Source organism: Pseudomonas sp. SID14000, from assembly GCF_002165135.1.
Lineage (GTDB): Bacteria > Pseudomonadota > Gammaproteobacteria > Pseudomonadales > Pseudomonadaceae > Aquipseudomonas.
The window spans coordinates 559,146-582,216 of record NZ_NFZQ01000001.1 but is presented as its reverse complement, the minus strand read 5'-3'; the positions used below and the strand labels follow the sequence as shown (position 1 = coordinate 582,216).

General features: G+C 62.8%; 20 protein-coding genes and 1 pseudogene. 18 read left to right on the top strand and 3 right to left on the bottom strand.

The genetic code is table 11. The annotated features are described in order from the left end of the window. The first annotated feature begins 57 nt into the window (after positions 1-57). Genes potA through CAY82_RS02620 form a run of 3 tightly spaced genes read left to right on the top strand, consistent with a single transcriptional unit; the run spans position 58 to position 3,007 of the window. Entirely contained in the window at positions 58-1,200 is a 1,143-nt protein-coding gene (gene potA / locus CAY82_RS02630) for a polyamine ABC transporter ATP-binding protein (RefSeq protein WP_087499810.1), read from the top strand. Beyond that, positions 1,197-2,117, top strand: a complete 921-nt coding sequence (locus CAY82_RS02625; protein ID WP_013974703.1) for an ABC transporter permease subunit — start codon at positions 1,197-1,199, stop codon at positions 2,115-2,117. Before potA ends, CAY82_RS02625 begins: the two co-directional genes overlap by 4 nt. Continuing rightward, complete coding sequence (locus tag CAY82_RS02620) at positions 2,114-3,007, top strand: ABC transporter permease subunit (protein ID WP_087499809.1); 894 nt, start codon at positions 2,114-2,116, stop codon at positions 3,005-3,007. Before CAY82_RS02625 ends, CAY82_RS02620 begins: the two co-directional genes overlap by 4 nt. Positions 3,008-3,112: 105 nt before the next feature. Here the strand turns inward: CAY82_RS02620 and CAY82_RS02615 are convergent. Further along, positions 3,113-3,567, bottom strand: a pseudogene (locus tag CAY82_RS02615) (transposase). A 317-nt stretch (positions 3,568-3,884) separates the two neighbouring features. On the opposite strand from CAY82_RS02615, the gene CAY82_RS02610 reads away from it, so the two are divergent. From CAY82_RS02610 to CAY82_RS02535, 15 genes are all read left to right on the top strand, one after another. Continuing rightward, on the top strand, positions 3,885-4,973 hold the full coding sequence (locus tag CAY82_RS02610; RefSeq protein WP_087499808.1) for an efflux RND transporter periplasmic adaptor subunit: 1,089 nt from the start codon (positions 3,885-3,887) through the stop codon (positions 4,971-4,973). After that, positions 4,970-6,037 (top strand): efflux RND transporter periplasmic adaptor subunit, encoded by a 1,068-nt coding sequence (locus CAY82_RS02605; RefSeq protein WP_087499807.1) that lies wholly within the window; start codon positions 4,970-4,972, stop codon positions 6,035-6,037. The genes CAY82_RS02610 and CAY82_RS02605 overlap by 4 nt, the downstream gene beginning before the upstream one ends. Then, positions 6,034-9,087, top strand: coding sequence for an efflux RND transporter permease subunit (locus CAY82_RS02600; RefSeq protein WP_087499806.1), 3,054 nt, complete (start codon positions 6,034-6,036; stop codon positions 9,085-9,087). The genes CAY82_RS02605 and CAY82_RS02600 overlap by 4 nt, the downstream gene beginning before the upstream one ends. A 250-nt stretch (positions 9,088-9,337) precedes the next feature. After that, entirely contained in the window at positions 9,338-9,520 is a 183-nt protein-coding gene (gene oscA / locus CAY82_RS02595) for a sulfur starvation response protein OscA (protein ID WP_003258557.1), read from the top strand. 48 nt (positions 9,521-9,568) lie between these two features. After that, entirely contained in the window at positions 9,569-10,576 is a 1,008-nt protein-coding gene (locus CAY82_RS02590) for a sulfate ABC transporter substrate-binding protein (protein ID WP_087499805.1), read from the top strand. Between the two features lie 185 nt (positions 10,577-10,761). Then, positions 10,762-11,580: a sulfate ABC transporter permease subunit CysT gene (gene cysT / locus CAY82_RS02580; RefSeq protein WP_063912140.1), complete on the top strand. Its 819-nt coding sequence runs from the start codon at positions 10,762-10,764 to the stop codon at positions 11,578-11,580. A gap of 11 nt (positions 11,581-11,591) precedes the next feature. Further along, positions 11,592-12,464 carry a sulfate ABC transporter permease subunit CysW gene (cysW, locus tag CAY82_RS02575; protein WP_087499803.1) on the top strand — a complete coding sequence of 291 codons (873 nt, stop codon included), beginning with the start codon at positions 11,592-11,594 and terminating at the stop codon, positions 12,462-12,464. A 3-nt stretch (positions 12,465-12,467) separates the two neighbouring features. Beyond that, entirely contained in the window at positions 12,468-13,457 is a 990-nt protein-coding gene (locus CAY82_RS02570; RefSeq protein ID WP_087499802.1) for a sulfate/molybdate ABC transporter ATP-binding protein, read from the top strand. Positions 13,458-13,803: 346 nt separating this feature from the next. After that, positions 13,804-14,385 (top strand): alpha/beta hydrolase, encoded by a 582-nt coding sequence (locus CAY82_RS02565; RefSeq protein ID WP_087499801.1) that lies wholly within the window; start codon positions 13,804-13,806, stop codon positions 14,383-14,385. Between the two features lie 64 nt (positions 14,386-14,449). Next, entirely contained in the window at positions 14,450-15,280 is an 831-nt protein-coding gene (locus CAY82_RS02560) for a sigma 54-interacting transcriptional regulator (protein ID WP_087499800.1), read from the top strand. Between the two features lie 175 nt (positions 15,281-15,455). Next, a complete protein-coding gene (locus tag CAY82_RS02555) occupies positions 15,456-16,241 on the top strand; it encodes a MetQ/NlpA family ABC transporter substrate-binding protein (RefSeq protein ID WP_063912133.1) in 786 nt (261 codons plus the stop codon). A 376-nt stretch (positions 16,242-16,617) separates the two neighbouring features. After that, complete coding sequence (locus tag CAY82_RS02550) at positions 16,618-17,283, top strand: amino acid ABC transporter permease (protein ID WP_087499852.1); 666 nt, start codon at positions 16,618-16,620, stop codon at positions 17,281-17,283. Continuing rightward, on the top strand, positions 17,264-17,923 hold the full coding sequence (locus CAY82_RS02545; protein ID WP_085721359.1) for an amino acid ABC transporter permease: 660 nt from the start codon (positions 17,264-17,266) through the stop codon (positions 17,921-17,923). Before CAY82_RS02550 ends, CAY82_RS02545 begins: the two co-directional genes overlap by 20 nt. After that, positions 17,920-18,693, top strand: coding sequence for an amino acid ABC transporter ATP-binding protein (locus CAY82_RS02540; protein WP_087499799.1), 774 nt, complete (start codon positions 17,920-17,922; stop codon positions 18,691-18,693). The genes CAY82_RS02545 and CAY82_RS02540 overlap by 4 nt, the downstream gene beginning before the upstream one ends. After that, positions 18,690-19,562, top strand: a complete 873-nt coding sequence (locus tag CAY82_RS02535; protein ID WP_087499798.1) for a transporter substrate-binding domain-containing protein — start codon at positions 18,690-18,692, stop codon at positions 19,560-19,562. The genes CAY82_RS02540 and CAY82_RS02535 overlap by 4 nt, the downstream gene beginning before the upstream one ends. Before the next feature lie 129 nt (positions 19,563-19,691). On the opposite strand, the gene CAY82_RS02530 is transcribed toward CAY82_RS02535, so the two are convergent. Both CAY82_RS02530 and CAY82_RS02525 read right to left on the bottom strand, forming a co-directional pair. Then, positions 19,692-20,510, bottom strand: a complete 819-nt coding sequence (locus CAY82_RS02530; RefSeq protein WP_087499851.1) for an alpha/beta fold hydrolase — start codon at positions 20,508-20,510, stop codon at positions 19,692-19,694. A 151-nt stretch (positions 20,511-20,661) separates the two neighbouring features. Then, positions 20,662-23,025, bottom strand: a complete 2,364-nt coding sequence (locus tag CAY82_RS02525; RefSeq protein WP_087499797.1) for a penicillin acylase family protein — start codon at positions 23,023-23,025, stop codon at positions 20,662-20,664. Positions 23,026-23,071 lie beyond the last annotated feature (46 nt).

The window sequence follows — 23,071 nt, the reverse complement described above, 5'->3', positions numbered from 1 at the left end:
GGCGGTACCTGTAGAACAGGGCTCGCGGGCACAAAAATCTTGTTGGGAGTTTCACTCATGGCAGTTGCCTCCGGTGCCTATAAGAAAGCCCTCGAGGGTGGCCAGCAACCCAAGCAGGTGCTGGTCAAGATCGACCGGGTCACGAAAAAGTTCGACGAAACGGTAGCCGTGGACGATGTGTCCCTGGAAATCCGCAAGGGCGAGATCTTCGCCCTGCTGGGTGGCTCCGGTTCCGGCAAGTCCACCTTGCTGCGCATGCTGGCCGGCTTCGAGCGCCCGACCGAAGGGCGGATCTTCCTCGATGGTGTCGACATTACCGACATGCCGCCCTACGAGCGGCCGATCAACATGATGTTCCAGTCCTACGCGCTGTTCCCGCACATGACCGTGGCGCAGAATATCGCCTTCGGCCTGCAGCAGGACAAGATGCCCAAGGCCGAGATCGATGCCCGTGTGGCCGAGATGCTCAAGCTGGTGCACATGACCCAGTACGCCAAACGCAAGCCGCACCAGCTGTCCGGCGGCCAGCGCCAGCGTGTGGCTCTGGCCCGCTCCTTGGCCAAGCGCCCCAAGCTGCTGCTGCTCGACGAGCCGATGGGCGCACTGGACAAGAAACTGCGTTCGCAGATGCAGCTGGAACTGGTGGAGATCATCGAGCGCGTGGGTGTGACCTGCGTGATGGTGACCCACGATCAGGAAGAGGCCATGACCATGGCCCAGCGCATCGCCATCATGCACTTGGGCTGGATCGCCCAGATCGGCTCGCCGGTGGACATCTACGAGACTCCCACCAGCCGTCTGGTGTGCGAGTTCATCGGTAGCGTCAACCTGTTCGAAGGTGAAGTGGTTGACGACGCCGAAGGCCACGCGATCATTGCCAGCCCGGAGCTGGAGCGCAAGATCTATGTCGGCCACGGCATCACCACTTCGGTGGAAGACAAGCACATCACCTACGCCCTGCGCCCGGAGAAGATGCTGGTCACCACCCAGCAACCGACCTGCGAGCACAACTGGTCGCGCGGCAAGATCCACGACATCGCCTACCTGGGCGGCCATTCGGTGTTCTACGTCGAGCTGCCGAGCGGCAAGGTCGTCCAGTCGTTCGTCGCCAACGCCGAGCGCCAGGGCACACGCCCGACCTGGGGCGATGAAGTGTACGTCTGGTGGGAAGACGACAGCGGCGTGGTACTGCGGTCATGAAACTGCGCAAGCTCAAGCGAGCCTTCCAGCGTATTACCCCGGAGGGACGGCACCTGGTGATCGGCGTGCCGTTCATCTGGCTGTTCCTGTTCTTCATGCTGCCGTTCTTCATCGTGCTGAAGATCAGCTTCGCCGAAGCCGACGTGGCGATCCCGCCGTATACCGAGATCTACAGCTACGTCGAAGACAAGCTCCAGCTGGTGCTCAACCTGGCCAACTACGGGCTGTTGACCGAGGATGAGCTTTACATCTCGGCCTACCTGGGCTCGCTGAAGATGGCCTTCTTCAGCACCCTGCTGTGCCTGCTGATCGGCTACCCGATGGCCTACGCCATCGCCAACGCCAAGAAGGAGACCCAGACGGTCTTGCTGTTGTTGATCATGATGCCGACCTGGACCGCGATCCTGATCCGCGTCTATGCCTGGATGGGGATTCTGAGCAACAACGGCCTGCTCAACGGCTTCCTGCTGTGGACCGGGTTGATCGACCAGCCGCTGCAGATCCTCAACACCAACCTGGCGGTGTACATCGGCGTGGTCTATTCGTACCTGCCGTTCATGATCCTGCCGCTGTTCGCCAACCTGGTGAAGCACGACCCGAGCCTGCTCGAGGCAGCTTCGGACCTGGGGTCGAGTACCTTCAACAGCTTCTGGAAGATCACCGTGCCGCTGTCGAAAAACGGCATCATCGCCGGTTGCATGCTGGTGTTCATCCCGGTGGTGGGTGAGTTCGTGATTCCTGAACTGCTTGGCGGCCCGGAAACCCTGATGATCGGCAAGGTGCTGTGGCAAGAGTTCTTCAACAACCGTGACTGGCCGGTAGCCTCTGCGCTGGCGGTGGTGATGCTGGCGATCCTGATCGTGCCGATCCTGCTGTTCAACCGCAGCCAGGCCAAAGAAATGGAGGGCAGGGCATGAAGCGCTTCAGTTTCTCCAAGCTGATGCTGGTGCTCGGCTTGCTGTTCATCTACCTGCCGATGCTGATTCTGGTGATCTACTCGTTCAACGCCTCCAAGCTGGTGACGGTGTGGGGAGGCTGGTCGATCAAGTGGTACGTCGGCCTGCTCGACAACACCCAGTTGATGGGTTCGGTGATGCGTTCGCTGGAAATCGCCTGCTACACGGCGGTGGCGGCGGTGGCGCTGGGTACCCTGGCGGCGTTCGTGCTGACCCGGGTCACTCGCTTCAAGGGCCGCACGCTGTTCGGTGGCCTGGTCACCGCGCCGCTGGTGATGCCCGAGGTGATTACCGGTCTGTCGCTGTTGCTGCTATTCGTGGCCATGGCGCAGATGATCGGCTGGCCGCAAGAGCGCGGCATCGTCACCATCTGGATCGCCCATACAACGTTCTGTGCCGCGTATGTGGCGGTGGTGGTGTCGGCACGCCTGCGTGAGCTGGACCTGTCGATCGAGGAAGCGGCGATGGACCTGGGGGCCAAGCCGTGGAAGGTATTCTTCCTGATCACCATCCCGATGATCGCGCCGTCGCTGGCGGCGGGCGGCATGATGTCGTTCGCCCTGTCGCTGGATGACCTGGTACTGGCCAGCTTCGTGTCGGGCCCGGGGTCGACCACCTTGCCGATGGAAGTATTCTCGGCGGTGCGCCTGGGCGTGAAACCGGAGATCAACGCCGTGGCAAGCCTGATCCTGCTGTCGGTATCGCTGGTGACCTTCTTCGTCTGGTACTTCAGCCGCCAGGCCGAAGAGCGCCGTCGCAAGGCGATTCAGCAGGCGATCGAAGAGGGCGCTGCGGCCAATGCTTCGCAGCCTCAGGTCAAGCGCCCGGCGCCGATGGCTGCGTCGGCCTGACCCGGCCTCTTCGCGGGTGAACCCGCTCCCACAGGAATATCACTGCCTCGGGCCTGTGTTAATCCCTGTGGGAGCGGGTTTACCCGCGAAGGCCGCAACACCGATTCAAAGCCAGACTGCATCCCAATGTGGATAGTCCCTGACAGTTCTGACCAGGCCTGCCCGCAAGGGGTTGGCCACAATGTACCTGGCGACATGCACCATGCTTTCTTCCCTTCTTAATGCCCGGTCCTGATACCCAGACTGCCATACTGGACCTGCTCAACCCCCGCCTGATGCAAAACCAGACTGGACCTGGACTTGAACCTGCGCATCAAGGTGCCCAACGTCGTACTTTTCAACTCGATCAGCCAATGCAGGTGGTCCGGCATCAGCACCCAGGCCAGTGACCGGCATGCGTGTTCCTGGTCTGATTGCCGAAGTTGGTGAATGACCAGCCGGGCATGGTGGAAATCATGGAACAGCGGCTTGCGCTGGTGGGTGACGGTGGTCAGCAGATAGAGCCGGCCAAGTTCTGAATAGCGACCACGGCGAAGCAGGTGAGACTGGGCTCGCGACATTGGCTTCTTCCTTGAAAAGCAGGTGACTTTTCAAAGGTAGTGGCTGAGATGCAGGTGCTGTGTAGATCATGGTTTCTGGATATGGCAGAGACTTGCAGATGGCAGTACCGGCCCTTTCGCGGGTAAACCCGCTCCCACAAGGATCTGTGCAGCCTTCAGGGCTTGCGCATGCCCCTGTGGGAGCGGGTTCACCCGCGAAGAGGCCCGCACAGGCGCTGTAAGTGCCAGCTTGATTGCGGTCAGTGCTGTTTATCGAACCCTGAACTACGCTGACAGTCGCATCCCACGAATCATTTGCGCGCAAGCAAGGAGCCTGCATGACGTTGATACGTCCGCTGTTGGTCGTCTGCCTGGGGCTTGTGTCCCTATTGTCGGGCTGTAGCAAGGAAGAAACCACCGAAACACTCCCACGCGTAGGCGTGCAACAAGTATCACCCACCGATTTCGCTGCCAGGGTCACCCTGACCGGCGATGTGCAGGCGCGGGTGCAGACCGACCTGTCGTTCCGCGTCGGCGGCAAGATCATTTCGCGCAGCGTCGATGTCGGTGACCACGTCAAGGCCAACCAGGTGCTGGCGCGGCTAGACCCGAAAGACTTGCAGAACAACGTCGACTCGGCCAAGGCCGAGGTGTTCGCCGCGCAGGCGCGGGTCACCCAGGCCAGCGCTGCCTTCGTGCGCCAGCAAAAGCTGTTGCCCAAGGGCTATACAAGCCAGAGCGAATACGATTCCGCCGAAGCCGCGCTGCGTAGCAACCAGAGCGCGCTCAAGGCCGCACAGGCGCAATTGGCCAACGCCAACGAACAACTGAGCTATACCGCGCTGGTCTCCGAGGCTGATGGGGTCATCACCGAGCGCCAGGCCGAGGTCGGCCAGGTGGTGCAGGCGACCATGCCAATCTTCAGCCTTGCCACCGATGGCGATCGTGATGCTGTGTTCAATGTCTATGAATCACTGCTGGTGGCTCCGCCCAGCGATGCCGGCGTGATCGTCAGCCTGCTGGACGACCCGAAGGTCCAGGCCCGTGGCTTCGTGCGCGAAATCACTCCCACGGTGTCCGCGCAAAGCGGCACGGTACAGGTAAAGGTCGGGTTGAAAGATGTGCCGCCGGCGATGCAGCTGGGCGCACCGGTGAAAGCCACCACCAATGCCCAAGGCCGGCCAAGTATCGAGCTGCCATGGTCAGCCTTGACCAAGGCGCTGCACGAACCAGCGGTGTGGGTGGTGGGTGAGGGCGACAAGGTAGAACTGCGCAAGGTCGAAGTCAGCCGTTATCTCACCGGCAGGATCGTGGTCGCCAGTGGCTTGAAGGGCGGCGAGACAGTGGTGGTCAATGGCGGGCAGTTGCTGCACCCCGGCATGCAGGTACAGAAGATCGATGCCAAGGCCAAAGGGGGTGAGCTATGAAGCGCCTGCTGATGATGCTGTCGGCCGGTGTGCTGTTGGCCGGCTGCAATAGCGAGGACGAAGTGCCGGAGCCGATTCGGCCGGTGCTGTCGGTCAAGGTCGAACCCCAGGTGCAGTCGCAGCTGGGCCGTTTCGCCGGCAGTATCCAGGCCCGTTTCGAAAGTACCCTGGGCTTTCGGGTTTCCGGGCGTATTGCCAGGCGCTGGCTGGATGTGGGCGCCCAGGTGAAACCGGGTGACATCCTGGCCACCCTCGACCCGACCGACCAGCAGAACCAGTTGCGCGCCGCCGAAGGCGACCTGGCCAAGGTGCAGGCCCAGTGGATCAACGCCCAGGCCGATGCCCGCCGCCAGCAACAACTGTACGACCGTGGCGTAGGCGCCCAGGCCCAGCTGGATATCGCCCAGACCAACCTGAAAACCACCAGCGCGGCGTTGGAGCAGGCGCGTTCTGCGCTCAGCCAGGCGCGTGACCAGCTCGACTACAGCACCCTGCGCACCGACCACGCCGCGGTGATTACCGACTGGAAGGCCGAAGCCGGGCAAACCGTCACCGCCGGCCAGGCCGTGGTAACCCTGGCCCGGCCGGATGTGAAGGAAGCGGTGATCGACCTGCCGATCGGCCTGGCCGAGCAGTTGAGCAAAGGCCTGACCTTCACCGTTGCCTCGCAGCTGGACCCGACCATCAACACCACGGCCAGCCTGCGCGAACTCGAGCCCCAGGCCGACGCCACCACCCGCACCCGCCGCGCCCGCCTGACCCTGGCCAACACGCCGGCAGCCTTCCACCTGGGCACCGCCATCAGCGTGACCCTGAGTTCGCAGGTGTCGCCACGCAGCGAACTGCCCTTGAGCGCCTTGCTTGAGCGCGACGGCAAGACCCAGGTATGGGTGATCGATACGCAGCAGAAGACCGTGGCCACCCGTGACGTGGCCCTGATCGGCCGCACCGCCGACAGCATCGTGCTGACCGCTGGCGTAGAGCCTGGCGAGCGGGTGGTCACCGCCGGTGTCAATAGCCTCAAGCCTGGCCAGAAGGTCACCTTCGACGAGGATGCGCAATGAAAGGAAGCTTCAACCTGTCCGACTGGGCACTCAAGCATCAATCGTTCGTCTGGTACCTGATGTTCGTTGGCCTGCTGATGGGGATCTTCTCCTACTTCAATCTGGGCCGTGAGGAAGACCCGTCGTTCACCATCAAGACCATGGTCATCCAGACCCGTTGGCCCGGTGCGACCCAGGACGAAACCCTGTACCAGGTCACCGACCGCATCGAGAAGAAGCTCGAGGAACTCGACTCGCTCGACTACACCAAGAGCTACACCCGCCCTGGCGAATCCACGGTCTACGTGTACCTGCGCGACACCACCAAGGCCAAGGACATCCCGGAAATCTGGTACCAGGTGCGCAAGAAGATCCAGGATATTCGAGGTGAATTCCCCGCTGGCATCCAGGGGCCTGGCTTCAACGACGAGTTTGGCGATGTGTTCGGTTCGATCTACGCCTTTACCGCCGACGGCCTGACCCTGCGCCAGCTGCGCGACTACGTGGAACAGGCGCGGGCCGAAGTGCGCGATGTGCCCAACATCGGCAAGATCGAACTGATCGGTACCCAGGACGAAGTGCTGTACCTGAACTTCTCCACCCGCAAGCTGGCAGCCCTGGGTATCGACCAGCGCCAGGTCATGCAGGCCTTGCAATCGCAAAACGCCGTGACCCCAGCCGGGGTGATCGAGGCCGGACCGGAGCGTATCTCGGTGCGTACCTCCGGGCAGTTCACTTCGGAAAAGGACCTGCAAACCGTCAACCTGAAGATCAACGATCGCTTCTTCCGCCTGGCCGACATCGCCGATATAGAGCGCGGCTACGTCGATCCCCCTTCGCCGATGTTCCGCTACAACGGCCAGACGGCGCTGGGCCTGGCTATCGGCATGAAGGCTGGCGGCAACATCCAGGTATTCGGTGCGGCGCTGAAAAAACGCATGGACCAAGTGGTCGAGGACCTGCCGGTGGGTGTCGGGGTACACACCGTTTCTGACCAGGCCGTGGTGGTCAAGCAAGCGGTCGGCGGCTTCACCAGCGCGCTGTTCGAGGCGGTGGTAATCGTGCTGGCGGTGAGCTTTGTCAGCCTCGGCGTGCGTGCCGGGTTGGTGGTGGCCTGCTCGATCCCACTGGTGCTGGCCATGGTGTTCGTGTTCATGGAATACAGCGGCATCACCATGCAGCGTATTTCGCTGGGGGCGCTGATCATCGCCCTAGGCCTGCTGGTGGACGATGCGATGATCACCGTGGAGGTGATGGTCACACGGCTGGAAATGGGTGAAAGCAAGGAGCAGGCGGCGACTTTTGCCTATACCTCCACAGCTTTTCCCATGCTTACCGGCACCCTGGTGACTGTGGCCGGCTTCGTGCCGATCGGCCTCAACGCCAGTTCGGCGGGTGAGTACACCTACACGCTGTTTGCGGTGATTGCCGTGGCGCTGATGGTGTCGTGGGTGGTGGCGGTGTTCTTCGCCCCGGTGCTCGGCGTGCACATTCTCAGCAGCGCCAAGCTCAAGCCCCATGAGACCGAGCCGGGCCGCGTCGGGCGGGTCTTCGAGCATGGTTTGTTATGGTGCATGCGCAACCGCTGGCTGACCATCATCGGCACCGTGGCTTTGTTCGCCCTGGCGATCTTCTGCGAGCGCTTCGTGCAGAACCAGTTCTTCCCGTCCTCGGACCGCCCGGAAATCCTCGTCGACCTCAACCTGCCGCAGAACGCCTCGATCGAGGAAACGCGCAAGGTGGTCGACCGCTTCGAGGCGCGGATCAAGGACGATCCGGACCTGGTGCACTGGAGTACCTACATCGGCCAGGGCGCGATCCGCTTCTACCTGCCCCTCGACCAGCAGTTGCAGAACCCGTACTACGCGCAGCTGGTGATTGTCAGCAAGGGCTTCGAAGAGCGCCAGGCCATGATGGACCGCCTGCAGAAGATCCTGCATGAAGAATTCGTCGGTGTCGGTACCAACGTGCAATCGCTGGAAATGGGCCCGCCGGTGGGCCGGCCGATCCAGTACCGGGTAAGCGGCGCCAATATCGACCAGGTACGCAAGCACGCCATCGAGTTGGCCACATTGCTCGACCAGAACGAGCATATCGGCGAGATGATCTACGACTGGAACGAGCCGGGTAAGGTGCTGCGCGTGGAAATCGCCCAGGACAAGGCGCGCCAGCTGGGCCTGTCGTCGGAGGACGTGGCCAATGTGATGAACAGCATCGTCAGCGGCGTGCAGATCACCCAGGTCAACGACAACATCTACCTGGTCGACGTGGTTGCCCGTGCCGAGGACAGCGAGCGCGGCTCGCCCGATACCCTGCAGAACCTGCAGATCCTGACGCCCAACGGCACTTCGATCCCGCTGCTGGCGTTCGCCACAGTGCGCTACGAGCTGGAGCAGCCGCTGGTGTGGCGCCGTGACCGCAAGCCGACCATCACCATCAAGGCTTCGGTCAACGGCGATATCCAGCCTACCGACCTGGTGGCCCAGCTGAAGCCGAAGATCGACGAGTTCGCCAGCAAGCTGCCGGTGGGCTTCGAAGTGGCCACTGGCGGTACGGTGGAGGAGAGCGCCAAGGCGCAAGGGCCGATCCGCAAGGTGATCCCGCTGATGCTGTTCCTGATGGCGACTTTCCTGATGATCCAGTTGCACAGCGTGCAGAAGCTTTTCCTGGTGGTCAGCGTGGCGCCGTTGGGGCTGATTGGCGTGATCATTGCGCTGGTTCCCACAGGTACACCCATGGGCTTCGTGGCGATTCTCGGCATTCTTGCGCTGGCGGGCATCATCATTCGTAACTCGGTGATCCTGGTGACGCAGATCGACGAGTTCGAGGCCCAGGGCTATTCGCCTTGGGATGCGGTGGTGGAAGCCACCAACCATCGGCGCCGGCCGATCCTGCTGACCGCGGCGGCGGCGAGCCTGGGCATGATCCCGATTGCCCGCGAAGTGTTCTGGGGGCCGATGGCCTACGCCATGATTGGCGGGATCATCGTGGCGACCCTGCTGACGCTGCTGTTCCTGCCGGCGTTGTATGTGGCCTGGTACAAGATCCGCGAGCCGCAGAAACACAACTGAAGCCCTGGCACGGACCCTGTGGGAGCGGGTTTACCCGCGAATGCGACGGTGGAGCCACCGCCGCATTCGCGGGTGAACCCGCTCCCACAGGGCCTTCTGTCGCCTTCAAATTGGTCTTTTGATTTCGGTTATATAAACATTCTTAAACAGTATTTTTAAGAATAAACCCGCCTCACTACTATTGCCCTCAAGCCAGGCGCAAATCCCCTTCAAACCTCAGCCCGGCACCCTCACTCCAAGGAGAACGAGCATGAGTGCATCTCTGCGTAGCATCGACGGTCAGGACGAAGCCACCATTCTGCGTGAAATCCAGAGCGCTCTGCGCGACCTGCGATTCGGTGCGGTGGAGATTACCGTGCACAACGCTCAGGTCGTACAGATCGAGCGCAAGGAGAAGTTCCGCCTGCAGCAGCCCGGCAACAAGACCGGCTGACCGCACCACACATTCAAAACTAGAAAAATGCCAATCGGGAGCTTCACCATGTCCATCCGCCGTTATGCGCTCGCCGCCCTGGCCAGTGCTGTTTTTGCCGGTTCCGCCATCGCCAAGGACTACGAACTGCTGAACGTGTCCTACGACCCGACCCGCGAGCTTTACCAGCAGTACAACGCCGAGTTCATCAAGCATTGGCAGCAGGCCCACCCGGGTGACAAGGTGAAGATCCAGCAATCCCACGGCGGTTCGGGCAAGCAGGCCCGTGCGGTGATCGACGGCCTGCGTGCCGATGTGGTGACCCTGGCCCTGGCCGGTGACATCGACGAAGTTGCCAAGCTCGGCAAGACCCTGCCGGAAAACTGGCAGACCCGCCTGCCGGATGCCAGCACCCCGTACACCTCGACCATCGTGTTCCTGGTGCGCAAGGGCAACCCGAAAGGCATCAAGGACTGGGGCGACTTGATCAAGAAGGATGTGTCGGTCATCACCCCCAACCCGAAAACCTCTGGCGGCGCCCGCTGGAACTTCCTGGCTGCCTGGGCCTATGGCCTGAAGGCCGGCGGTAGCGAAGACAAGGCCAAGGAGTACGTGCAGGAGCTGTTCAAGCACGTACCGGTGCTGGATACCGGGGCCCGTGGCTCGACCATCACCTTCGTCAATAACGGCCAGGGCGATGTGCTGCTGGCCTGGGAAAACGAAGCCTTCCTGGCGCTGAAGGAAGACGGTGGTGCCGACAAGTTCGAGATCGTCGTGCCTTCGCTGTCGATCCTTGCCGAACCGCCGGTGGCGGTGGTGGACAAGAACGCCGAGAAGAAGGGCAATACCGAGATTGCCACCGAATACCTCAAGCACCTGTACAGCCCGGCCGGGCAGAAGATCGCCGCCGAGAACTTCTACCGCCCGCGTGATGCCAAGGTGGCTGCCGAGTTCGGCAAGCAGTTCCCGAAACTGGACCTGGTAACCATCGACAAGGACTTCGGTGGCTGGAAGACTGCACAACCGAAATTCTTCAACGATGGTGGTGTGTTCGACCAGATCTATCAGGCACAGTAATAGCCAAGGAAAAGCGGGGCCGCTTTGCGGCCCAATCGCGACGCAAGGCCGCTCCCACAAGGAACCGCAATCTCCTGTGGGAGCGGCCTTGCGTCGCGATTGGGCTTCAAAGCAGCCCCAAGATTCAGAAGCCTGCACCGGCCCGGGATTGATTCCGGGCTTAGTGCGTTCAACCAGGGATATTTATGTCACGCCGCATTTCCCCCGTCATACCCGGCTTCGGGCTGACGCTGGGCTACACCTTGGTGTACCTCAGCCTGATAGTGCTGATACCGCTGGCCGCCATGTTCGTGCATGCCGCGCAGCTTACCTGGGAGCAGTTCTGGAACGTCATCAGTGCGCCACGGGTGATCGCCGCGCTCAAGCTGAGTTTTGGCACCGCCCTGTTCGCCGCCGTCATCAACGGTGTGATCGGTACTTTGCTGGCCTGGGTGCTGGTGCGCTACACCTTCCCCGGGCGCAAGATCATCGATGCGATGATCGACCTGCCGTTCGCCCTGCCCACGGCCGTGGCCGGTATCGCCCTGACTGCCCTGTACGCGCCTTCGGGCTGGGTCGGCCAGTTCGCCACCGACCTGGGCTTCAAGATCGCCTACACCCCACTGGGCATCACCCTGGCGCTGACCTTCGTCACCCTGCCGTTCGTGGTGCGAACAGTGCAGCCGGTGCTGGCCGATATCCCGCGTGAAGTGGAGGAGGCTGCCGCCTGCCTGGGCGCCAAGCCGCTGCAGGTGTTTCGCCACGTGCTGGCGCCAGCGCTGCTGCCTGCCTGGCTGACTGGCTTTGCCCTGGCCTTCGCCCGCGGCGTGGGCGAGTATGGTTCGGTGATCTTCATCGCCGGCAACATGCCAATGAAGACCGAGATCCTGCCGCTGCTGATCATGGTCAAGCTCGACCAGTACGACTACACCGGCGCGACCGCTATCGGCGTGCTGATGCTGGTGGTTTCCTTCATCCTGCTGCTGCTGATCAACCTGCTGCAGCGCCGTATCGAAACCCCTTGAAGGAGGCCGGCATGTCCAGTTCGTCCCTGAATGCAACCGCCGCCGCCAATGCCGCCCGCCGTGGCAGCGCGACTTCGCGGCGCATCCTGATCGGCCTTGGCTGGCTGGTGTTCGCGCTGTTCCTGCTGCTGCCGCTGGTGATCGTGGTGTCGCAGGCGCTGAAGAACGGCTTTGGCACCTTCTTCGAGGCGATCTTCGAGCCCGATGCGTTGTCGGCGCTGAAGCTGACCCTGCTCGCCGTGGTCATTTCGGTGCCGCTGAACCTGGTGTTTGGCGTCAGTGCCGCCTGGTGCGTGAGCAAGTACACCTTCCGCGGCAAGAGCATCCTGGTCACCTTGATCGACCTGCCGTTCTCGGTATCGCCGGTGATCGCCGGCCTGGTCTACGTGCTGATGTTCGGCGCGCAAGGCCTGTTCGGGCCGTGGCTGCAGGACCACGATATCCAGATCGTGTTCGCCCTGCCGGGCATCGTCCTGGCCACCATCTTCGTCACCGTACCGTTCGTGGCCCGTGAGCTGATCCCGCTGATGCAGGAGCAGGGCACGCAGGAAGAGGAGGCCGCGCGCCTGCTCGGCGCCAATGGCTGGCAGATGTTCTGGCACGTGACCCTGCCGAACATCAAATGGGGCCTGATCTACGGCGTGGTGCTGTGCACCGCGCGGGCCATGGGCGAGTTTGGCGCTGTGTCGGTAGTGTCCGGCCACATTCGCGGCGTGACCAATACCTTGCCACTGCACGTGGAGATCCTCTACAACGAGTACAACCATGTCGCGGCCTTCAGCGTAGCCAGCCTGCTGCTGATCCTGGCGCTCTTCATCCTGCTGCTCAAGCAGTGGAGCGAGAACCGTATTAACCGCCTGCGCAACAGCGCCGCGGAGGAATGATTCATGTCGATCGAAGTTCGTAACGTCAGCAAGCGCTTCAACAGCTTCCAGGCCCTGGACAACATCAACCTGGATATCAACAGCGGCGAGCTGGTAGCCCTGCTCGGCCCGTCCGGCTGCGGCAAGACTACCCTGCTACGTATCATCGCCGGTCTGGAAACCCCTGACCAGGGCAATATCGTGTTCCATGGCGAGGACGTGTCCGGCCACGACGTGCGCGACCGCAACGTCGGTTTCGTGTTCCAGCACTATGCGTTGTTCCGCCAGATGAGTGTGTTCGACAACGTTGCCTTCGGCCTGCGCATGAAGCCCAAGGGCGAGCGCCCGAGCGAGAGCAAGATTGCCGAGAAGGTGCATGAACTGCTGAACATGGTGCAGCTGGACTGGCTGTCCGACCGCTATCCCGAGCAGTTGTCTGGTGGCCAGCGCCAGCGTATCGCCCTGGCCCGTGCCCTGGCGGTGGAGCCCAAGGTGCTGCTGCTGGACGAGCCGTTCGGTGCGCTGGATGCCAAGGTGCGCAAGGAGTTGCGCCGCTGGCTGGCGCGCCTGCACGAGGACATCAACCTGACTTCGGTGTTCGTCACCCACGACCAGGAAGAGGCCATGGAGGTGGCTGACCGCATCGTGGTGATGAACAAGGGGGTGATCGAGCAGATCGGCTCCCCGGGCGAGGTGTACGAGCACCCGGCCAACGATTTTGTCTACCACTTCCTCGGTGACTCCAACCGCCTGGCCCTGAGCGAAGGACACCATGTACTGTTCCGCCCGCACGAAGTGTCGCTGTCGCGGCACGAGACCGAAGGGCACCATGCGGCCGAGGTGCGGGATATCCGGCCGTTGGGCGCGACCACGCGGGTGACCTTGAAGGTGGAAGGGCAGAGCGAGCTGATCGAGGCCGAAGTGGTCAAGGACCATGACAGCCTGACCGGGTTGGCGCGGGGGGAGACATTGTTCTTCCGGCCGAAGGTTTGGCAGAAGGTGGCGGATATCTGAGTCGCCCTTGATTATGAAAAGCCCAGGGTTGGTCCTGGGCTTTTTTATGCCTGGGGCTTGCGCGGTCGGTGTAGGAGCGGCCTTGCGTCGCGATCGAGGGCGCAGCCCTCGCGGCAATCTCATGCCTTGCGCGAATATCCCGGGCGCCATGGCGGCTATCGAACGCGCTGAACCTGCCAATTCTCTTCAGGCAAGTGCTTAGGGGCCATATCTCTTGGCAGGGGATGGCCCCTTTTTTTGCCTGGATTGCATTTTAGTTATTAACAAATAGCTTCTTATTCCTTTACTGATATAACTCCCTCCCTATACTTGTCTCCAAGCACGCAAACTCACTGGAGGCGTCCCCATGCGCAATGAGTCGATTCGTTACCTGATTGTGCCGGGCTGGCAGGGATCGCCAGACAACCATTGGCAAAGTCACTGGCAGCGAACCCTGCCCAACAGCGCCCGGGTCGAGCAGCACGACTGGCTGACCCCGCAACGCCAGGACTGGGTGCAGGCCTTGGAGCAGGCGATTGCCGCCGAGCGCTCGCCGGTGATTCTGATCGCCCACAGCCTGGGCTGCATCACTGTCGCTCATTGGGCCACGCAAGCCAGCCCGGCCCTGCTGCGGCGGGTACGTGGCGCGCTGCTGGTGGCGCCCGCTGACGTGGAGCGGCCGACCTGCGCGCCGGCACTGCGCAACTTCGCGCCGATCCCGACCGAAGCACTGCCATTCCCCAGCCAGGTGGTCAGCTCGGACAACGACCCGGCCGTGAGCGTGCCAAGGGCGCTGTACCTGGCCCAGGTCTGGGGCGCCGAAGCAGGGCTGCTGACCAACGCCTGGCACATCAACGTCAAGTCCGGCCATGAGCGCTGGGAACAAGGCTTCGCCTACCTGTATCGCTTGCAAAGCCGGGTCGAGCAGCGCGCACTGCGCCGCGCCTGATCGCCCTTACTGTTTACCGTTTGCCTGACGCCCGGCCACTGCAGGCCTGGGGCGGGAGTTCGTCATGACTTTTCAAAACCCCTTTGGCCAGCCGTTGCTGACCTTCCCCGAGCTGGACAAGAGCCCGCTGAGCATCCGTGCCAAGGCGCTGGTGTTCATCGACCCGCGTTCCCAGCAGTTGCGCGCAGAGCTGGAGCACCTGGCGCCGCAACCCCTGCCGGTGCTCATCCGTGGCGAAACCGGCACCGGCAAGGAACTGCTGGCCCGGCAGATTCACCGCGCCAGTGACCGCAGCGGGCTGTTCGTGTCGGTCAACTGCGCGGCCATCAGCCCCACCTACGCCGATGCCGAGCTGTTCGGCTACAGCGCCGGCAGCCAGGGCGGCACGGCCAGCAGCCGGGCCGGCTGGTTCGGCTCGGCCAACGGCGGCACGTTGTACCTGGACGAGATCGCCGACTTGCCGCTGGCCATTCAGGGCAAGCTGCTGGCCGCCCTGGAAAACCGCGAGGTTACCCGGGTGGGCGCGCAGCAACCGCAGCCGGTGGACGTGCGCCTGGTGGCCGCCACCAGTATCGACCTAGCGCGGGTGGTACGGGCGGGGCGCTTCAGCGAACGCCTCTACCAGTACCTGCGCGAGGGGGCGCTGGAGCTGCCGCCGCTGCGCGAGCGGCCGGGCGATATCCTGCCGTTGGCCGAGTACTTCGTGGGCATCTACAGCTCGCGCCTGCAGCGGCCTGTGCCGCTGGTTAGCGAGGCGGCGCAGCGGGCGCTGGAGGCGCACCCCTGGCCTGGAAACACCCGTGAACTGGAGAACGTCATCCACTTCGCCTTGCTGGTGAATGATGGCGAAGAGATCCTGGCTGAAGACCTCGATTTGCCCAACTCCGCGCGCTAGACACCACTCATGAGCAAAGTGGTTGATGGTATTTTGTTTTTGGAATAAGAAGCTAAATAAAAGATATTATTACGGAATAAAAAATCTCGGTATTGTCCGCCTCACGCCCGCTGGTGAACCGGTTGGGCACCCGATTCGCCATCGTCGATGGCCCAGAACCAGAACAAGGACCACCATGAAGAAGACCCTGCTGACCACTGCCCTGGCTGCTGCCCTGTCGTTCGCCGGCCTGGCTGCCGCCGCCGAAAAACTGGTGGTTGCCGCCACCCCGGTACCGCACGCCGAAATCCTCGAACTGATCAAGCCGACCCTGGCCAAGGAAGGTGTGGACCTGCAGATCAAGGTCTTCACCGACTACGTTCAGCCGAACGTGCAGGTTGACCAGAAGCGCCTGGACGCCAACTACTTCCAGACCCTGCCGTACCTGCAGAACTTCAACGAAGGCAAGGGCACCCACCTGGATACCGTGATCGGCGTGCACGTCGAGCCCTTCGGTGGTTACTCGAAGAAGGTCAAGAGCCTGAGCGAACTGAAAGAAGGCGCTACCGTTGCCATCCCTAACGAGGGCAGCAACAGCGGCCGCGCCCTGCTGTTGTTGCAGAAGGCTGGTCTGATCACCCTGAAAGACCCGAAAAACGCCCTGGCAACCCCCAAGGACATCGCCGAGAACCCGAAGAAGCTGAAGTTCCGCGAGCTTGAGTCGGCCATGCTGCCGCGCGTGCTGGACCAGGTCGACCTGGACATGATCAACACCAACTACGCGCTGGAAGCCGGCCTGAACCCGGCCAAGGACGCGCTGGTGATCGAAGGCAGCGACTCGCCATACGTGAACTTCCTGGTCGCCCGCCCGGACAACAAGGACAGCGAAGCCATCCAGAAGCTGGCCAAGGCCCTGACCAGCCCGCAAGTGAAGGAATTCATCGCCAAGAAGTACCAAGGTGCGGTGCTGCCGGCGTTCTGATGCGCTTGCATAACCTGGCATGACCCAACGCCGACACCCTTGTGTCGGCGTTTTCATTTCCGGGAACCGTTACCTGTGGGAGATGGCTCAGCCCTTTGGGCTGCGCTGTCGCTTAGAGTACTGAATTCGCCAGCGGTCCGCGTACCCTGTGGGAGCGGCTTTAGCCGCGAAGAATCCAACTCGGGGCATGGCACCGGCTGCGCCGGTGTTCGCGGCTAAAGCCGCTCCCACAAGGTCCTGCGTGCGCCGGCAATAAATGCCATCAGCGTGGAATTCTCAGTGATATACATATGCGATAAAGGTATTTATTAAAAAGTTTTTAGATCATTAGAGTCTAGCTATCGTGCCCACGCGCACCCTGCAGACCTGCTTCACCATGACCCTCGACACCGCCTTCATCCTCAGCACGCTGCCCGCCTTCCTCAAGGCCGTGGGCGTGACCCTGCAGGTCGGCCTGATCGCCATCGCCACCTCGCTGCTTGTTGCCCTGGTCAACGCCACATTGCTGGTATTGCGCACCCCGTATCTGTGGCGCCTGGTAAAAGCCTACGTGGAGCTGGCCCGCAACACGCCGCTGCTGATCCAGCTGTTCTTCATCTTCTTCGCCTTGCCCAGCCTGGGCCTCAAGATTTCCGGCATTGCCGCTGCAATCATCACCATGACCTTCATGGGCGGTGCCTACCTCACCGAGGTGCTGCGTGCCGGCGTCGAGGCCGTGCCCCGTGCCCAGCTGGAGTCCGGGCGTTCCATCGGCCTGTCCGAAGGCCAGTTGCTGCGCCACGTGGTGCTGCCTCAGGCTGGCATCCTCAGCCTGCCGGCGCTGTTCGCCAACTTCATCTTCCTGCTCAAGGAAACCACCGTGGTGTCGGCGGTGGCCGTGCCGGAAATCCTCTACACCACCAAAAACTACATCGCGCTGTACTACAAGACCTATGAAATGCTCACCGTGCTGACCCTGCTCTGTGTGCTGCTGTTCCTGCCGCTGTCGTTGTTGCTGCGCCATCTCGAAAGGAGGCTGCAACATGGCCAGTTCGGCGTCTGAACTGCTGCTGCAGGCATTGCCGCAGCTGGCTGGCGGCGCGGCGCAGACCCTGGCCATCTCCGCGCTGGGCATCCTCTTCGCGACGCTGGGCGGTGTGCTTTATGGTGTGTTGGCAACCTTGGGCAACCGGGCCCTGAATATCGCCTTGCAGGTGTACCTGGAACTGTTCCGTGCCATCCCGGTACTGGTCTGGCTGTACCTGGTGTTCTTCGGCCTGCCGATCTTCTTTGCCCTGAGCATCCCCAGCTTCTGGTGCGCGGTGCTGGTGCTGGGCCTGTGGGGCGCTAGCGAGGTGGGTGAGGTGGTGCGAGGCGCGCTGCGCTCGCTGCCGCGCGGCCAGCGCGAGGCGGGGCTTTCGATCGGCTTGGCCGGCTGGCAGCTGTATGGCTACGTGCTGTTGCCACAGGCGCTCAAGCGCATGACCCCGCCGACCATCAACATCTACACGCGAATCATCAAGACCAGCTCGCTGGCGGTGCTGATCGGCGTGGTCGAGGTGATCAAGGCCGGCCAGCAGATCATCGAACGCACCTACGAGTCGGTGCTGATCTACGGTGCCTTGTTCCTGTTCTTCTTCATCGTCTGTTATCCGCTGTCCGCCGCTTCGCGCGTGCTGGAACGCCGCTGGGCCCACTCATGAGCGCATTGATCGAATTCCAGGGTTTCAACAAGTTCTTTGGCGAGCACCAGGTGCTCAAGGACGTCGACCTCCGGGTGGCGGCCGGCGAGGTGGTGGTCATTCTCGGCCCCAGCGGCTGTGGCAAAAGCACGCTGCTGCGCTGCCTCAACGGCCTGGAACAGGCCCACGGCGGTCACTTGCGCCTGGCCGGGCAGGAGTTGCTCGACCCGCGCACCGATTGGCGCGAAATCCGCCAGCGGGTCGGCATGGTGTTCCAGAGCTATCACCTGTTCGGCCACATGAGCGTGATCGACAACCTGCTGCTTGGCCCGCTCAAGGTGCAAAAGCGCGAGCGCGCCGAAGCGCAGGCCCAGGCCGAGGCGCTGTTGGCGCGGGTCGGCCTGCTGGACAAGCGCGACGCCTTTCCCCGGCAGTTGTCCGGTGGCCAGCAACAGCGCATCGCCATCGTGCGTTCGCTGTGCATGAACCCCGAGGTGATGCTGTTCGACGAGGTTACCGCGGCCCTCGACCCGGAAATGGTCAAGGAGGTGCTGCAGGTGATCCAGGGCCTGGCCCGCGACGGCATGACCTTGCTCATCGTTACCCACGAAATGGCCTTCGCTCGCGCGGTGGCCGACCGCATCGTGTTCATGGAGGCCGGCAGGGTCCTTGAGCAGGGTGACCCCGAGAGCTTCTTCACCCGACCGCGGACCGCACGCGCGCAGCAGTTCCTGGAGAAATTCTCCTTCGTAGAAAGCCTGCCGAAGACACAGCACAAGGAACTGTCATGAAAACTGCCACCCTCACCAAACTGCTGGCGCCGCTGTTCGGCCTGGCCCTGCTGGCCGGCTGCAACAAGGCTGAAGAACCACCCAAGCCTGCGGCGGCCTCGCCGGCCACCAGCTACCTGGAAACCATCAAGGCCCGCGACAAGCTTATTGTCGGGGTGTTCACCGACAAGCCACCGTTTGGTTTCGTCGATGAAAAGGGCCGCTACGTGGGCTTTGATACCGACATCGGCCGGCGCCTGGCCAAGGACCTGCTGGGTGATGAAAACAAGGTCGAGTTCGTTGCCGTGGAGCCGGCCAGCCGTATTCCGTTCCTGCAGAGCGACAAGGTCGACCTGATCCTCGCCAACATGACCGTGACCCCGGAGCGCAAGGAAGCGGTGGACTTCACCAACCCCAACCTGCGCGTTGCCGTGCAGGCCATCGTCGCGGATGGCAGCCCGGTGCAGAAGCTTGACGACCTGGCCGACAAGACCATCATCGTCACCACCGGCACTACCGCTGATATCTGGCTGACCAAGAACCACCCGGACTGGAAACTGCTCAAGTTCGAGAAGAACAGCGAGTCGCTGCAGGCGCTGGCCACCGGCCGTGGTGATGCCTATGCGCAGGACAACCTGATTCTGTTCAGCTGGGCCAAGCAGAATCCGGGGTACCGCGTGTTGCCTGAGCTGCTGGGTGACGAAGCACCGATTGCACCGGCGGTGAAGAAGGGCAACACCGAGCTGCGTGACTGGGTGAATGCCGAGCTGGCCAAGCTGGGGGAGGAGAAGTTTCTGCTGAAGCTGTATGACCAGTATGTACGCAAGGAACTGAGTGATGACACCAAGCCGGAAAGCGTGATTGTGGAAGGGGGCAAGTGGCAGGGTTAGTCGGGTAAATGGGGCCGTTGTGGGAGCGGGTTCACCCGCGAACACCGGCGAAGCCGGTGCCATACACCGCGTTGCCTGCTTCGCGGGTGAACCCGCTCCCACAAGGGCTGCAAGGCAGCCCCGGCAATATCACTGGTTACGCGGCAGCCAGTTCAACAGGAATTCATTCACCACCTGCGGGTTCTCCAGGCTGGAGATATGCCCCGCAAACGGGATCTGCGCCGCCAGGCAGCCAATGATTCGCGCCATTTCATTGGACTCTTCCGGCGGCCGTGGAATGTCCTGGTCGCCACAGACCACGATGGTCCGCTCACTGGCCAGTTCTCCCAGTCGCGACAGCAAGTCTGGCCGGCCAAAGATCACCCGCCCCATCGGATCGAGACTCTGCCGAATCACCTCGGCACTGCTCGCTTTCAAAGCTGCGCGGAAGCCTTCGCGCACTTCCGGCACAGTCTGCCCGCCTGCATGGAAGAAGATCGGTACGACGATATCCAGCAATGGCTCCGGGAACAGCCCGGCGGCACTGGCTGCGTCGAGCAGGCCGAAGTACTTGAGCCGGGTCGCCTCCGGCTCGGCGCCGAGGTATGTATCCATCAGCACCAGGCGGTCTACCCGCTCGGGGTGTTCCAGGGCCAGTTGCGCGCCCCACATGCCGCCGACCGACAGGCCGACCAAATGGCATTTGCCAATGTCCAGGGCGTCCAGCAGTGCCAGATGCTGGCGGGCCAGGGCGCTCATGTCGATGGTCGTGGCAGGCGGAGCATCGGAGCCACCGTGGCCCCAGAGTTCGGGGACGATGACGCGGAAGTGTGCTGACAGGGCTTCGATTTGTGGTTGCCACATCTCGGCGGACCACAGGTAGCTGTGGCCGAGCAGAACCGGGAAACCCTGGCCCTGGTCGATGTAGCTCATGCGGGCGCCGTCGATTTCGATGAAGTGTCTTTGCATGGAATGGGTCTCGGCTGGTAGTGCTGTAGCGTATTCGAAATTACCGGGGGCCGCTTTGCGGCCCATTCGCAGCACAAGGCTGCTCCTACCGGGGATCGCGGTCTCTTGTAGGAGCAGCCTTGCGCTGCGAATGGGCTGCATGGCAGCCCCTTTACTGAGCTGGCACCAATCGCAAGGTACTCTGCGCCGGAATCACCCCCATCTGCGCCTTCTGGTACTGCCCCTGCACATACCCTTCGGCCTGATCCGCAAAATGCCTGTCGAACGGCACGCCGCTCTGCCCGACCGGGTTGCTGGTCAGCGCCTGCCCGGCATCGGCGAAGTCGACCAGCCGCCGCGTCGACGGCCCATAGGTCACCGGCCATGGCGCCGGGCCGATCTTCGCCGAGAGGTTGTTCGGCACCTCATGGGTACCCGGCGCGGCGAACGGGCCAACGTTGAACAGCAGGTTCAGCGGCTTTTTAACCCCCAGCGGGTGGTTGTGAGTCAGGGTATGCGCCTTGCCCCACTGCCAGCTTGCCGGATCACTGCCCATGGTCTCCCGCAGGTGCTTCAAGCTGTTCTGCCACGCCGTACGCACCACGGCGGTACGGTCGGTGCGCTGGTTGGCTCCGCGGGTGTTCCACCAGGGCGAATCGGCATCCGCTGCCAGGCGCGGCAGGGCGGCATCGATGGCGCGGGTGCTGATCAGCACCGGGAACCAGGTATCGCCCAGTTCGTCATGCAGGGCCGCGAATGCCAGGTCATAGAGGAATTGGTTGAACAGCGTGGCACTGGTCGAGTCGAGCGGGTAGTCGCCGCCCCAGGCCGCCAGCTGCTCGACCAGCTCCTTCTCTTCATCGCCTTCGGCCACTGCACGCAGTGTTGCCAGCAGTGGTGCAAGGGTACGCGGGCCATGATCGCTGGCAGTGTCCAGCTGTAGCGCCTGGCTGTTTTGGGTATCCCACTTCACATCGGGGTTGGCCAGGTGGCGGTCGAGCTGGCGGCCTCGGTCTGGCAGGTTGTAGTAACCGGGTATCGGCACCGCCGCCGGAGGCTGGTAGTTGGCAGAGACAATGTAGCCGCGCGCCGGGTTTTCCTGCTGCGGGTTGACGCCGAAGGGATAGAAGCCGAGCTTGTCGGCCTGCGCACTGGCACCGTCGAGGATGAACGCGGGGTCGACGCCGTCGGGGCGGATCGGCAACCGTGCCGCCGCCCACCAGCCGATATCGCCACGGGCATTGGCCCAGACCAGGTTAAGCCCCGGCGCATGCACCTTGGCCGCAGCCTCGCGCATCTTGCCCAGGGTATCGGCGCGGTTGAGCTGGTAGAAGCCGTCGAGGATCGGGTTTTCGGTTTCCAGGAACGCCCACCACATGGCGATTGGCGTGGGCCCGGCAGTGGCGCCCAGCACGTCGTTGACGATCGGGCCATGGGGCGAGCGGCGCAGGTTGAGGGTGACCGGTGCTTCGCCTTTGACGGCGATCTGCTGCTCGGTCTTTTCCAGCGCCTGCCATTTGCCATCGACCATCACCTGGTTGGTGTCGACCGGGTTGGTGCGCTCGGCGATCAGGTCGACGTCGTCGTTCTGGAACATGGTCAGGCTCCAGCCGAAGTCGCGGTTATGGCCGAGCAGGGCGAAGGGGTTGAGCGCCTGGAAGTAGCCATACAGGTTGAAACCGGGCGCTGACAGCTCGGCCTCGTACCACACCGCCGGCACTGCGAAACCGATGTGCGGGTCGCCGGCCAGCAGCGGCCTGCCGCTGCGGGTGCGGCTGCCGGCCACGGCCCAGGCGTTGCTGCCCTCGAATTGCGGGATGCCCGCATCGCCCAGTGCTTCATGGCTGAGACGTGCGATGGCCTCCAGGCTTTGCCAGTCGGCAGCGGCCAGCGGTGTACCCAGGGCACCTTCGGGCTGCCAGGCGAGATCGAATATGCTCAGGTACTCGGGGCCCAACTGGTCGCGGATGTAGGTCAGCGCGGGCTCGGTGCGAAACGCGGCGGCAAAGCTGTAGGCCAGGTAGCCGGCGATGCTCAGAGTGTCTTCGGCGCTGAACGGGCGCGGGGTGATACCGAGCAGGTCGAACTCCATGGGCTTGGGGTGGCTGGCCTGCCAGCTGTTCACCCCCTCAAGGTAGGCCTGAAGGGCTTGCCAGGCGGGCGCTTGCCGGTCCTGACGCTTGGCCATTAGTGCTGCCTGTTCGCGAATGCGCAGGCTGCGGAACAGGGTATCGGTGGGCAGCAGCTTGTCACCCAGCACCTCGGCCAGCTCGCCCTGGGCCAGGCGGCGCAGGATCTCCATCTGGAACAGCCGGTCCTGGGCATGCACGTAACCGAGGGCACGGTACAGGTCCGGTTCGCTCTGCGCCTGCAGGTGCGGTACGCCGCGGGCGTCGTAGCGCACGCTGACCGGGGCCTGCAGGCCGGCGATGGCCACCTCGCCCTCGCGTTGTGGCAGCTTGCCCTGCACATACCAGTATCCGGCGCCGGCGGCCACGGCAACTACCACGGCCAACAGGGTCAGGCTGCGCTTCATGCAGGCTCCTTGTGCGTTCAAGCGAAAAATGTGGTCCGATGATCGG